Source organism: Flavobacterium sp. GNP008 (genome assembly GCF_056428965.1).
Map to the genome: position 1 here is coordinate 247,033 of NZ_JBWJVL010000002.1, position 12,838 is coordinate 259,870.

At 34.2% G+C, this 12,838-nt stretch carries 9 protein-coding genes and 1 other RNA gene; 8 read left to right on the top strand and 2 right to left on the bottom strand.

The window, feature by feature from the left end; translation table 11 throughout:
* Positions 1 to 5 precede the first annotated feature (5 nt).
* On the bottom strand, positions 6 to 1,244 hold the full coding sequence (gene hutI / locus AC0608_RS07445) for an imidazolonepropionase (RefSeq protein ID WP_478288625.1): 1,239 nt from the start codon (positions 1,242 to 1,244) through the stop codon (positions 6 to 8).
* Between the two features lie 12 nt (positions 1,245 to 1,256).
* Positions 1,257 to 2,306: a glutaminyl-peptide cyclotransferase gene (locus AC0608_RS07450; protein ID WP_478288626.1), complete on the bottom strand. Its 1,050-nt coding sequence runs from the start codon at positions 2,304 to 2,306 to the stop codon at positions 1,257 to 1,259.
* 87 nt (positions 2,307 to 2,393) lie between these two features.
* Between AC0608_RS07450 and ffs the strand changes: the two genes are divergently transcribed.
* From ffs to AC0608_RS07490, 8 genes are all read left to right on the top strand, one after another.
* Positions 2,394 to 2,491: signal recognition particle sRNA small type (gene ffs, locus AC0608_RS07455), an RNA gene on the top strand.
* 109 nt (positions 2,492 to 2,600) lie between these two features.
* Positions 2,601 to 3,404 carry an SDR family oxidoreductase gene (locus tag AC0608_RS07460; protein ID WP_478288627.1) on the top strand — a complete coding sequence of 268 codons (804 nt, stop codon included), beginning with the start codon at positions 2,601 to 2,603 and terminating at the stop codon, positions 3,402 to 3,404.
* Between the two features lie 248 nt (positions 3,405 to 3,652).
* A complete protein-coding gene (gene fsa, locus AC0608_RS07465; protein WP_417960238.1) occupies positions 3,653 to 4,309 on the top strand; it encodes a fructose-6-phosphate aldolase in 657 nt (218 codons plus the stop codon).
* 488 nt (positions 4,310 to 4,797) lie between these two features.
* Entirely contained in the window at positions 4,798 to 5,775 is a 978-nt protein-coding gene (locus AC0608_RS07470) for a FecR family protein (protein ID WP_478288628.1), read from the top strand.
* Complete coding sequence (locus AC0608_RS07475; RefSeq protein ID WP_478288629.1) at positions 5,765 to 6,376, top strand: sigma-70 family RNA polymerase sigma factor; 612 nt, start codon at positions 5,765 to 5,767, stop codon at positions 6,374 to 6,376. Before AC0608_RS07470 ends, AC0608_RS07475 begins: the two co-directional genes overlap by 11 nt.
* Before the next feature lie 63 nt (positions 6,377 to 6,439).
* A complete protein-coding gene (locus AC0608_RS07480) occupies positions 6,440 to 9,841 on the top strand; it encodes a SusC/RagA family TonB-linked outer membrane protein (RefSeq protein ID WP_478288630.1) in 3,402 nt (1,133 codons plus the stop codon).
* Between the two features lie 11 nt (positions 9,842 to 9,852).
* Positions 9,853 to 11,517, top strand: coding sequence for a RagB/SusD family nutrient uptake outer membrane protein (locus tag AC0608_RS07485; protein WP_478288884.1), 1,665 nt, complete (start codon positions 9,853 to 9,855; stop codon positions 11,515 to 11,517).
* Positions 11,518 to 11,571: 54 nt separating this feature from the next.
* On the top strand, positions 11,572 to 12,834 hold the full coding sequence (locus tag AC0608_RS07490) for a YdcF family protein (RefSeq protein WP_478288631.1): 1,263 nt from the start codon (positions 11,572 to 11,574) through the stop codon (positions 12,832 to 12,834).
* The last annotated feature ends 4 nt before the right edge of the window (positions 12,835 to 12,838 follow it).

The window sequence follows — 12,838 nt, forward strand, 5'->3', positions numbered from 1 at the left end:
TTTTTTTATGCAAAAATTCTACCTTCTATAATTACTGTGTCAATTAAGTTACTACCAAAAGCATACGGTAATTGATAGAAGGAAGGTATTCGTTTTGTAATGATAAGATTTGCTTTTTTACCCACAGTGATACTTCCGTGGGTATTAGAGATTCCCATTGCATAGGCTCCGTTTATGGTGGCCGCATTTATGGCTTCTTCGGGAGTCATTTTCATTTTGATACATGCCGTAGCCACTACAAAGTTCATATTTCCGGATGGAGTAGAGCCAGGATTGTAATCAGTTGCGAGAGCCAGAGGGAGCCCTGCAGCGATCATTTCTCGAGCAGGAGTATAAGGAATACTCAAGAAATAAGAACACGAAGGTAAAGCAACCGGCATTGTTTCAGTATTTTTTAAAGCTTCAATATCTTCTGGTTTCATGATTTCTAAATGGTCTACAGATAGTGCATTGCATTTTACTCCTATTTGAACTCCTCCAATAGAATTAAATTGATTGACATGTATTTTTGGCTTTAAGCCAAAACGGATTCCAGCTTCTATAATTACTTTTGTTTCTTCGACAGTAAAATAACCGGTTTCACAAAATACATCAATGAAGTCTGCTAGTTTATTTTCAGCAATTTCAGGAAGCATTTTATTGATTATTAAATCAATATAGCCTTTGTGGTTGTTTGTATGATCTAATGGAAATGCATGTGCTCCCAGAAAAGTAGCTTTTATGGTGATTGGATAATTTTGAGCCAATCGCTGGATCACGCGCAGCATTTTTAATTCGCCCTCTAAAGTCAATCCGTATCCTGATTTGATTTCAATGGCACCAGTTCCTAAACGCATGACTTCTTCCAATCTAACTTTTGATTGATTAAAGATTTCGTCTTCAGTAGATTCGTTGAGTTTTTTAGCCGAATTTAAAATTCCGCCACCACGATTGGCAATTTCTTCGTAGGTCAAACCGTTAATACGATCTACAAATTCTTGTTCTCGATTTCCTGCATATACTATATGTGTATGACTGTCACACCAAGAGGGTAAAATTATTTTTCCAGTGACATCAATGGTTAAATCAGCATTTGTTTCGGGTAGATTGTCCATAGTACCAAAAGCAGCAATTAAGTTGTCTTTAATTACTAAATAGGCATTTTTGATGGTTGGAAGAATCGCCATTTCAGCACCGGAAACTTTAGCAACAGCTGTTTCCCGAACCTGGAGTAATTCCTTTATATTAATAAGTAGCGTTGTCATTTTATACGATAATTACTCTGAAACTTTAATTTCAAACATTTTGTTCCAGTTTTTACCGGTTACAAAAATGGTTTTAGTTTTTGGGTTGTAGGCAATTCCGTTTAACACCTCAGCAGTACTGTTTGTTACAAATTTTCGTAAACCAGATAAGTCTAGAATGCCCTCTACAGCACCAGTTAATGGGTTTACAACAGCAATAGCGTCTTTTTGCCAAACGTTAGTATAAATCTTACCATTAATCCATTCTAATTCATTTATGCTAGGTATTTTTGAACTCCCTGAGTACACATTGATGTAATCAATCATTTTTTGGGTTTCGGGATCCATTTTCCAAATTTTTTCTGTTTTGTCTGTTTGATAGATATATTTTCCATCATTTGTCATACCCCAACCCTCAATGTCTTTATCATAGGTAAAAGTTTTTTCTAATTTCAAAGTGGTGGCATTGTAGATAAAACCTGTTTTTTCTTGCCAAGTCAATTGATACATTTTATTATTCACAAATGTAATTCCTTCTCCAAAATATTTCGAATCAAGATCAACTTGCTGGAATATTTCTCCTGTTTTGTAATCGTATTTTCTAAAATAAGAAGCTCCTTTTTGTCCTGTACTTTCGTATAAAGTATCATTGTAAAATTCTAATCCTTCAGTGAAAGATAGTGTGTCGTGTGGAAAAGTATTGATAATGGTGTAATTCAATAATTTAGGTTTAATATTTGAAACTAGTTCTATTCTAGTAGTAGCTTCTGAGTTTTGGCCTTCATAATACACTAAGGCTTTCAGGTTTTGATAGCCCAATTTTTGATCTTTTAATTCAAAGGTTAATTTCTCTGCTCCTTTTTTTGAACCAATTTTCACATCATTTACATAGTAAATAATGCTGTCGATAGTTTTTGAATTGGAGTTCAAAATTCCCAAAGAAAGGGCTTCTTGTGGTTGATATTGTTCTTTATATTTAGAATTATCAAAGGTAAATAAAGAATTTTCACCTTTTTTTGTATCACCACAATTAATAAATAGGGCTGCTAATAAAATGATAGATAGTATGTTATAATTTTTCATAGTATGAATTTTGAATGCCCCAATATACAACGTTATTTTATAGGTGCAAAGGACTTGCAAAAATATAAAAAGTTTGTATATTTGCACCGGCAAGTCCTACACGACCAGCTCCTGCAGACTCCCCCAGGATGGGAACATAGCAAGGGTACGTGGTTGAGCGGTGCGATGTAGGTCGCTTGCCATTTTTTAATTCTCAATTATTTCAGCTTTTTTCAAAATTTACGCAAATAAGTAGTCTTCCTTCGGGAGGATTTTTTTATTTTTGGACGTTTCATATCCTAAATATTAATAACCATGAATAAAGTAGTCTTAATCACAGGTGGATCCTCAGGAATAGGCAAATCTATCGGAGAGTTTTTGCATCATAAAGGTTTCGTTGTTTATGGTACCAGTAGAAATCCGGAACGGGTTTTAAATTCGGTTTTTCCTTTAGTTACTTTAGATGTTCGAGATACTAATTCGATTCATGCGGCTGTAACCAAAGTAATTGCTGCATCTGGAAGATTAGATGTTGTAATTAATAATGCAGGTGTTGGAATTACAGGGCCTCTGGAAGAAATTCCAATGCTTGAGATTAAGAATAATTTTGAAACTAATTTCTTTGGACCAATTGAAGTGATGAAAGCGGTGTTGCCACAAATGCGTTCCCAACAATCGGGTTTAATCATTAATATTACTTCAATTGCTGGGTATATGGGTTTGCCTTATCGAAGTGTTTATTCGGCTTCTAAAGGAGCTTTAGAACTCATCACGGAAGGCTTGCGCATGGAAGTAAAGTCTTTTGGTATTCATATTACGAATGTAGCCCCGGGCGATTTTGCCACAAATATTGCTTCAGGACGTTTTCATGCTCCGGTTATTAAAGATTCTGCGTATGAAATCCCGTATGGGAATACGTTAAAAACTATGGATAATCACGTGGAAAGCGGTAGTAATCCAAATGAAATGGCCGAAGCGGTGTACCGGATTATCCAAACTCCGAAGCCAAAAATTCATTATAAAGAGGGTGTTTTTATGCAAAAGTTCTCAATTGTTTTGAAAAGAATACTTCCTGATAAAGTGTATGAAAAAATGCTTATGAAGCATTATAAATTGTAATTTTGCACCAAATTTTTGGTTTTATCCTTGCGTAAGATTTTAGATTTAGGAGCGATCAGCCAGCAGTTGTAAGGTATTTTAGGTTGCTTGATGGATTATTTCACTTAACTCTTATTTTATTGGAGTTCAGTGAATTTCATTTGTAAAGAAAATCCTTTTATTTTTTTTTAAAATAAAATATTGTAACACAAAGCCCGACCCTTAGGTCGCGCCCAAAGAATTAGAAACACACAATTAAATTATATAATATGAAATTTTTTATTGACACGGCTAATTTAGCTCAGATTAAGGAAGCACAAGCATTAGGCGTTTTGGATGGGGTTACAACGAATCCATCATTGATGGCTAAAGAGGGTATTACGGGTAAAAACAGCATTCTGAAGCATTATGTTGATATTTGTAATCTTGTAGATGGTGATGTAAGTGCCGAAGTAAATGCTTTGGATTATGACGGAATGATCAAGGAAGGGGAAGAATTAGCGGACTTACATGAGCAAATAGTAGTAAAATTGCCTATGACTAAAGAAGGCGTTATGGCAGCTAAATACTTTTCGGATAAAGGAATTAAAACCAATGTAACTTTAGTATTCTCTGCGGGACAGGCTTTATTGGCTGCTAAAGCAGGTGCTACTTATGTTTCACCGTTCATTGGTCGTTTAGATGATATCTCTACAGACGGTTTGGCTTTGATTGAAGAAATCAGATTGATTTATGATAACTATGGGTATGAGACTCAAATCCTTGCTGCTTCAGTGCGACACACAATGCACATTGTAAACTGTGCAAAAATTGGTGCTGATGTCATGACTGGACCACTTTCTGCTATTTATGGATTGTTGAAACACCCATTGACTGATAGTGGATTGGCACAGTTTGTTGCTGATTTCGAGAAAGGGAATAAATAATATTGTAATACCTCTTTTTATATTTATAATTCTGAAAAAATATAGAATTAATAAAAATAAGAGTATAATTTTGGACAGTAGTAAGCAACCGTTTACTACTGTTTTTTTTATAAATTAACCTGTTTTCGTTCTTTATTTAGTGTGATTCTGTAATGTGATCTGTTTCATTTTCAAACAGGTATATTGGCAGAACACCTTATATACTTACAAGCCCATTCTAGGGATTGTTGCATTCTAGCCTAATGGCCTTACACCCATCCATTCTTATAACTTAAAGGTTTTATTTGCCTCGGGGTCAGGTTGGGTTTATGCTCTAATTCACTTTATATATTTACTCACTTTATAAAAGATAATTTTTATAACTAGTACTTAGCTCCCACTAGTACCGCGCTACTAACAATTCATTAACAATATCGTGTCGATTTGATGGTATTGAAAACTAGGGGTATTTCTCTTATTTTGACTCCTATAAGCAAAGCGAACTATTTATGTTGAATGTTAGTCAGAAGGAAAAAAAATGTGTGCGGTATCTTGCCTATGAAATGTCAAAAGCAGAGCGATCCGTATTTGAAATTGAATTATCTCTGGATGATGATCTCCTTGCTGTTTTTGAAAATTTTAAAAGTATTTGGATTAGTTATCCCAATAGTGCATTACCAAAAAAAACTATTTCTTTTGAAGAAATCCTTACTACACATAACAAACCAGCAAAGGTAAAATCTGTAAAAGTTTCCATAAAAAAGAAGGCGATTTTTTCTATGGCTTTCCTTATGGTTATTTGTATGAGTTTTTATTTTACAGGAATGACAGAATCCGAATATACCAATCATAAAATTGCACCTAAAGGCCAACGGCTTACTTTCATTTTACCGGATAGCAGTACTGTCATTTTAAATTCGGGCAGTGAAGTAAAATATTCCAGCGATTTTGGAAAGCGAAGAGATATTTGGTTACACGGAGAAGCTTTCTTTAAAGTCACAAAGAATATTAATTTTCCTTTTATCGTCCATACCAATGATTTTAATGTGAAAGTTTTAGGAACGGAGTTTAATATTAACAGCAATGTCGTTAATCAAACTGTTTCTCTAGCAAAAGGAAAGGTAAATGTATGGCTTAAAGAAAATAATGATGAAATTAACCTAATCCCAAATGAAGAGTTAGTATGGAATTCTAAAACCAAATTAATGATCAAAAGAAATTTTGATTTTAATAAAGTTTGTGCTTGGAAAGATAATATACTCCTTTTAAATGATGAGAAATTCAAAGACGCACTTCCAAAAATCAATCAATTCTATGGAGTAAATTTTATTATTAAGGATTCGGCTATTGCAAATCAACATATAAAAGGAGCTTTTAAAAACCAGACAATTGATGAATTTATATCTTCTTTAGAATTTATTTCAGATGTGAATATAAAAAAAACCATTCAAAACAACATTGAAATAACCAAGTACAATGAAAATTAATCAAACAAAAATGGGTAGCAGTGATTGTTTTTCAGACGATTATTTATTTCAGCAAATTCGTAATGGTCAATACGAAGCGATGAACCTTTTTTTTAATAGGTATTATACCCCGCTGTGTCGTTTTGGAATGAGTTATGAATCGGACTCTTGTCTCGTTGAAGAAAAAGTGGCTGATATTTTTATTCAGTTGTGGACCAATAGAAATATTCTTGATACCATTAAAAATCCTAAATCCTATATCTATGTAATAGTAAAAAACAGTTTAAAAACAGTACGAAAATCAGAACCGTTTCACCAACAAATCGATGAAGAAAAAACTATAAATTTTATGTTTTCGCCAAGTAGGGAACAGGAGATTATTGAAAATGAACAAAAAGAAATAAATACCAACTTAATTCGTAAAATATTAGATGTTATTCCTAAAAAATCGCGTCAGGCCTTTGAACTCAGTAGAATTGATGGTCTTAAATACAAAGAAATTGCTGAAATTTTGAACATTACTCCAAAAACAGTTGAAAATCACATCGCTATTGCACTTAAGTACATAAGCAAAACCTTAGAATCCTATAAAAAAAGAGGGGCTTTACATCTCTCTAAATAATTATAAAAAATCAGCCTTTTTTAAAGCCGTTAATTATTTAAAACAATAAATAATCACACAAAAATGAAACAAAAAATTATACTAACCTTATCCTTATCGCTACTGTTGTGTATCGGGGTCATGTATTCGAATACTTTAAAAACAAGTATTATCAAAGAGAATATAACTATAAAAGACAAAATCAATTTAAACCTAAAAGACGCCTCTATAAAACAAATTTTTACTCTTATTGAACAGCAAATAAACAATAAGTTTATTTATATGTCAGACCAAAAATTTCTTCAAAAGAAAATTTCTATTACCATAAATAACCAGGAATTAAATCAAGTATTAGCGGTTTTGAAAACAAAAGTGAGTATTGATTTTAAGATTACTAAAAATGGTGTTTTAGTAAAAGAAATAATCGAAATTGCTCCAAAAAACATTCTAAAAAAGAATCAGGAAAATCGAAAAATTACAGGAGTGGTTTTGGATGAAGCTACTTTGCCTATTCCTGGAGCTTCTGTTTTTATAGCAGGCACTACTATCGCTACGACGACAGACTTTGAAGGAAAATTCACGATTAATGTCCCTGGAAATACAACGATTTTGTCTGTTAGTTATATTGGATTTGTGACTAAACTAATTAACATAGAAAACCAGACCGAAATTAAAGTAATGCTTTCGGAATCAGCTTCTGAATTAAATGAAGTTGTAGTTATGGGATATGGTACAGAACAAAGACGAAATGTTACTGGTTCCGTATCGTCTGTAAAAATGAAAGAAATCGTATCACAACCTAAAGCGAATGTAACTGAAATGCTAGAAGGCCGTTTGCCTGGTGTTCAAATTATGAGTGATAACAGCCCAGGCGGAGGCTCTTCTATTCGGGTACGCGGATTTAGTACTATTAACAATAATGATCCTTTAGTAATTATAGATGGCGTTCCAGCTTCCAATGGTTTAAATGGGATCAATCCATCCGACATAGAAACTCTTCAAGTATTAAAAGATGCTGCCTCGTCTTCTATCTATGGTTCTCGTGCGGCTAATGGAGTTGTTGTTATAACCACAAAAAAAGGAGGGAAAAGTGGTAAAACTGAAATGCAATTTGATGGGTATTCAGGTGTTCAATCTGCCTTTAATCTACCTATTATGTTAAATGCACAACAGTATGGAGACTTACTATGGCAAGCGACTAAAAATGATGGAAAAGTACCTGCAAGCGGCATTTATGGCAATAATCCTAACTCCCCAACTATTCCAGCGTTTTTGAATGCAGCCAATACGATTCCGAGTGGTGTTGTTAAATGGATTAATGAAATCATGAGGCCTGCTGCGGTTCATTCCTATAATTTATCTCTGTCAAAAGGAGATGAAAAAAGTCAACACGCTTTTACACTTGGTTATTTTAATCAGGAAGGAATTATAAAGCACACGGGATTTGAGCGATTTTCTGCACGATTTAATTCTAGTTACAAAGTAAAAGATTTTCTGACTATTGGCGAAAACTTTACGGCTTCGTATTCAGAGCAAGTTGCAACAGGTACTAATAGCTCTTTGGGAAGTATTGTTTACAATGCTTTACAATTTCCTTCCATTGTTCCGGTATATGATATAAACGGAAATTTTGCCGGAAACCCAATCAATGATATTTCGAATCCATTAGGTAGTTTAACAAGGGCCAAAGACAATATACAAAAGAGAATTCAGGCTTTAGGAAATGTATTTGCCAGTGTAAAAATTAGTGATTTTACTTTTAAAACTTCTCTAGGATTGGACTTTCAAAGTTTTAATTCCAGAGATTTTTCACCTGTTTTTAATGAGATTCTTTCGCAAAATGTAAAAAATGCGTTAACGACTAGTAACAATTTTAATTATCAACTTACAATATCCAATACATTAAATTACCAAAAACAGTTTGGTCAACACAATCTGGATGTTCTTCTAGGACAAGAAGCAATTAAATATTATTATGAAGGTTTTGGTGCTTTCCGTCAAAATTTTCTTTATGAAGATCCAAATTTCAGATATTTAAGTTATGGCACAGAAAATCAATTGAACACGGGAACTGCAAATGAATGGGCTTTAAACTCCTATTTTGGTAGAGTGAATTACAATTTTAATCAAAAATATATTTTAAGTGCTACCGTTAGAAGGGATGGAACTTCAAGATTAGCCAATAATAACTGGGGTACTTTTCCGGCGGTTTCTGGTGGATGGAGATTGGACAAGGAAGAATTTTTTGATTTTGGAAATACGTTTACTTCGTTTTTACTTCGTGCCAGTTGGGGACAAACCGGGAATCAACAATTACCTTCTTATTCTACGGTTGATAGTTATTCCAATAACAATAATTATTCTGATTATGCCATTGGAGGTCAAAATGTAATTTCAACGGGATTAACACAAACGCGAGTTTCGAATGCGAATTTATCTTGGGAAACTACGACTCAAAAAACAATTGGATTGGATCTTGGTTTTTTTAATAATAAATTAAATGTTACTGCAGAATATTACAACAAAGAGACCAATGATATTCTGGTCTATAATGTAATTCCTTTAACTTACGGAGGTACAAATGACGGGCAATGGATAAATGACGGGCAAATGAAAAACCGCGGTTTTGAATTGGATTTAAGCTATGCCGATAAAATTAATGATTTCTCCTATGATCTTGCTTTGAATTTAACGGGATACAAAAATGAGTTGACCACTTTAAATAGTGTTGCTTATTTGGGAATTCCTAGTTCTTCTTTACATACAGTAAATTTTGGTCAAGAAATATCTAGAAGTGCCGTTGGACAACCTATTGGATCTTTTTATGGATTTGTTGCCGAAGGCTTGTTTCGTAATCAACAAGAAGTTTCGGATTACAGAATGCAACCTAATGCACAAGCAGGAGATATTAAATTTAAAGATGTTAACGGTGATGGAGTAATTAACAGTAACGACAGAGCTTTCATCGGTTCTCCACATCCGGATATCATGCTAGGTTTTAATATTAATCTTAAATACAAACAGTTTGATTTAGGAATGTTTTTTAACGGAAGTTTTGGGAATGATATTTATAATCTAACAAAATACAAAACCAATTTTTTTAATCAGGCTGCTTACAATAAAGACAGTGCATTATTAGGAGCTTGGACGGTTGATAATCCTAATTCTTCTATTCCTAGATTGTCACTAGATGATAGAAATAATAATATTCGACCTTCATCCTATTATATTGAAGATGGTTCGTATTTTAAATTAAACAATTTACAATTGGGCTATACTTTTGCTCCTGAAGTTCTAACTGGAATGAAATTACGTTTGTATGGACAAGCGAGTAATGTATTTACTATTACTAAATATAGTGGTTTGACACCACAAATTGGGTTGCAAAGTTATTCTTCAAGCAACCGAAATCTAGATATCGGTATCGATAGAGGAATTTATCCCACTTCAAGAACATTTACTTTTGGTTGTAATTTAAACTTTTAAATTTAAAAATGATGCGAATAAAAAACACAATAAAAATAGTAGCTATTCTGGCTTTAGGATTTCAAATGAGTTCTTGTTCTGATACATTTCTAGAAGAAGTTACTTATGGTGAAGTCGATCCTTCCGAAATGACGAAGCCGGCTAATGTAGAACGCGCTGTTATATCTGCGTACAGCGTTTTAAACGGACAAATTGACGGAGCCACGAATGCACTTAACTCACCGAGTTCCAATTGGAGTTTTGGCGATGTCACTTCGGATGACAGTTATAAAGGCGGGGGAGGAACTGGAGATCAGAACAATATTCACCAAATGGAGATTTACAACGAAAACTCTACCACGCTGGATATAGAACGTAAGTGGGTCGCGCTTTACGAAGGGGTGAAACGGGCTAATGAAGCCATGCGTTTATTAAATGCATCGTCTGATTTTGAAGCCAGTTTGAAAGTCAAACGTATGGCAGAATTGCGATTCTTGAGAGGTCATTTTTATTTTGAGTTGAAAAAAATATACAATCGAATCCCGTATATTGATGAAACGGCAGCTACTGTGGCTGATTACGCCAAATCCAATACAACTTTTAGCTCAGATGAATTATGGACTAAAATAGAAACCGATTTTCAAATGGCCTATGCTGATCTACCCGTTACACAAACAGAGTTAGGACGACCAACCAAGATCGCAGCTAAATCGTATCTGGCTAAATGTTATGTTTTTCAAAAAAAATGGCAACTGGCTTATGATGCTACGACTGAAATAACGAATAGTAATTATGGCTTATTGGCTGATTTTCAGCAAATATTTTTACCAGAAAATGACAATAACAAGGAAGTTATTTTTGCAATACAGCATTCGGTAAAAGATGGACAACCTAGCTCCTATAACGGAAGTATCGGGGATCGTTTATCAGCACCCGGAGGGCCATTTTATTCTCAATATGGTTTTCACCGTCCTACGCAGAATCTTGTAAATGCCTTTAAAACGGATGCTAACGGTTTACCATTGGAAAACAACATCAACGTTGTATCCAGTGACAATGTAGATCCACGTATCGATGTCACAATAGGACGTCCAGGAATTCCGTATAAAGATTTAGGTATTTTGTACCAAGACAGCTGGGCGAGAGATTTGGCAACCTATGGTGCCTTTGCTCCTAAAAAGAGAATTGTTTCAGCTAAATCTGCTTTTCATGTAACCGTTTGGCCTTATGTAAATGCTTTGAATTATTATATAATTCGATATGCTGAGGTTGTTTTATGGCGAGCAGAGGCCGCTATAGAAATTGGAAAAATAGATGAGGCGCGAATTCTAGTGAATCAAATTCGGAATCGTGCTGCTACCTCAACTTATGTAAAGACTTTAGATGGAAGTGCAAACGCCGCAAACTACAATATTAAACCTTATAACGCCATTTGGACAGATAAAATTACTGCTAGAGCAGCAGTACATTTGGAAACCCGTTTAGAATTGGCAATGGAAGGTCACCGTTTCTTTAATTTAGTTCGATGGGGAGAAGCAGATACTGTTCTTAATGCTTATTTATCAGTCGAAAAAACGAGAAGAACACATTTGGTCAATGCCGTATTTACAAAAGGTAAAAATGAATATTTCCCTATACCACAACGCTATATTGATGCCTTGCCAACAGGTACGGTAACCCAAAACAGCGGTTTTTAAAAAAATAAAATAAATTGGGCAGTTGAAACGATTGCCCAATTTTAATAGAAAAAGATGAAAAAAATAATTTTTACTGTACTTGTGCTGGTTTCTATTTCAGGTTACTGCCAAAAAGAAAAAGGATTCGAATTAGGGTATTCTCCGTCTAAATCAGAATCCATGATTCAGGATAAGAATTTTTATTTGTTGACAGCCATTCAAAATAATAAAGCCGTTAGCCAGCTTCTAGAAAACAATGTTGTTTTGAAAACGATTTTTAAGAGTCATCAACAAGAAATTGGTTCCAAACTAAAGTCTTGTAAAGACAGTCTTTCCTGTCTGATTACAGGTTATCTGTTTAAAGACAAAGAACTCAAAAGTATTGATGAAGAACTTCGAATTTTGATGAAAGACGAAAAGGTTCTGCAAGATTTTGTAAAAAATAATTTGCGCCTCTCCGGAAAATACGAGAATTTTAAAAATAGTACGGATACCGAATTATTGCTTAAAGCCTGGCAGGTTTGTGCTAAAGGAATGAACCGCATTATGAAGGTGTATGGTCTTGGCGAAGCCGCCCAATATGCTAAAATGGATTCTGTTTCCTATGATGTACGGTTAAAATTTTATAAAGGCTCTGTTTTTATGTGGTCCGATTTTCTTCACAATAAAAAAGTGATAACAAAAAAATTATTTTTTCAGGAAAGTATGGATTTCAGTTTGTCGCTTTTATACCTGAACCATCGGGATGAGGTGGCGCGGTACGAACCTTTGGAGGAAAAGGAGAACAAAAAGGCTATTGCGCATTTAAAGCAAGTTAATTTTGATGCTTTTGATTATGCTTCTATTTTAATTTTGGGTAACGGGCCAGAAAATTATCAAGACCGTTTGTCTGCTATTGGAAAACTAAATTTACAATTGGGAGTATTGGAATATCAAGCAAAGAAAGCTCCTATAATTATTGTTTCGGGAGGTCATGCCCATCCTTTTCGAGCAGCTTATTGTGAGGCGATTGAAATGAAAAAAGAATTGATGGATGTGTATCATATCCCTGAAGATAATATCATTATTGATCCTTTTGCCAGACATACCACCACTAATTTGCGCAATGCCACTAGGTTGATGATTGCGTATCAAATGCCTCTTGACAAGAAAAGTATTGTAGTAACGAATGCGAATCATAGCGATTATGTTGGAAATCCAAACTTTAATGTGCGTTGTATGGAGGAATTGGGTTATTTGCCTGCAATTATTTTAAAAAGACTAAATTCGACTGCGCTAGAATTCCTACCCAATATAGAATCCTTGCATCAAAATCCAATTGATCCCTTAGATCCGTAAATGT